Annotated in this window: 1 protein-coding gene; it reads left to right on the top strand. The window is 61.3% G+C overall.

The annotated features are described in order from the left end of the window. The first annotated feature begins 297 nt into the window (after nucleotides 1-297). Nucleotides 298-1,461 (top strand): ABC transporter substrate-binding protein, encoded by a 1,164-nt coding sequence (locus ACNPP0_RS03345; protein WP_332609648.1) that lies wholly within the window; start codon nucleotides 298-300, stop codon nucleotides 1,459-1,461. Nucleotides 1,462-1,486 lie beyond the last annotated feature (25 nt).

Genomic DNA, 1,486 nt, shown 5'->3' with positions numbered 1-1,486 from the left:
TTTCCCCACGCCGACATCTCTCGCTGGCTAGGATGCCGCCAGCACCCGCTATCTGCCCGCTACCCCAACGACAACTTGCGCGCGCTGCATCGCGACGGCCGCCGGGAACCCGTGCGCACGTACTAGATGCGTACTAGGTATTTACGCGCAAAAGCCCCGCGCGGTCAGATTCGCGTAAGCGATTAAGCAGACAGTCACAACACGCAACACAGGAGAGCGCCGCATCACGCAACACGCCGATCAGCGCCGGCACACGGTTTTCCACGCAGTTCACTAATTACTACAACGGAGACATCCATGGATTTTCGTTTGAAGCTGCTAGCAGGAACCCTTGCATTTGCTGCATCGGCCGCGTCGTACGCCGCCGACCCCATCAAGATCGGCGTGGCCGGCCCGTACACCGGTGGTTCGTCCTCCATGGGCGTCAGCATGCGCGATGGCGTGCGCCTGGCCATTGAAGAGATCAACAAGAACGGCGGGGTGCTGGGGCGCCAGCTGGTTGCCGTCGAACGCGACGACGAAGCCAAGAACGAACGCGGCGTGCAGATCGCCCAGGAACTGATCAACAAGGAACAGGTGGCCGCCACCGTCGGCTACATCAACACCGGCGTGGCCCTGGCTTCGCAACGCTTCTACCAGGACGCCAAGATCCCCGTCTTCAACAACGTGGCTACGGGCAGCGTGATCACGCACCAGTTCAAAGCGCCGGAATACCCCGATAACTACGTGTTCCGCAATGCGGCGCATGACAGCATCCAGGCCCCGATGATCGTTGAAGAAGCGATCACCCGCCGTGGCTTCAAGAAAGTCGCCATCCTGGCGGATTCCACCAACTACGGCCAACTGGGCCGCGAAGATCTGGAAAAGGCGTTGAACGCCAAGGGCATCAAGGCCGTGGCGGTTGAGAAGTTCAACATCAAGGACGTCGACATGACGGCCCAGCTGTTGAAAGCCAAGGCCGCCGGCGCCGAAGCCGTGCTGACGTATGGCATCGGCCCCGAACTGGCCCAGATCGCCAACGGCATGACCAAGCTGGGCTGGAAGGTGCCGATCATCGGTAGCTGGACCTTGTCCATGGCCAACTACATCGACAACTCCGGCGCCAACGGCGAAGGCGCGCGCATGCCGCAAACCTTCATCCAGGACCCCGACTCGCCCAAACGCAAGGCGTTCATCGACGCCTACCTGTCCAAGTTCAAGCCCAAGAACAACCGCATCGACTCCCCGGTGTCGGCGGCGCAAGGCTATGACTCGGTCTTCCTGTTGGCGGCCGCCATCAAGCAGGCCAATTCCACCGACGGCGCCAAGGTGCGCGAAGCGCTGGAAAACCTGCAAACACCGGTCGAAGGCGTGGTGATGACCTACAACAAGCCGTTCACCCACGACAACCACGACGCCATCACGGCCAAGGAAGTGGTTATCGGCGAGGTCAAGGGCGGCCGCGTCGTCAAGGCCAACTAAGTGTGAAACAGCAGGAAGGCGGCGG

Source organism: Achromobacter semiaridum (assembly GCF_053543755.1).
Note: the sequence above shows the minus strand (reverse complement) of the source record. Positions and strands in the feature narration are given on the sequence as shown.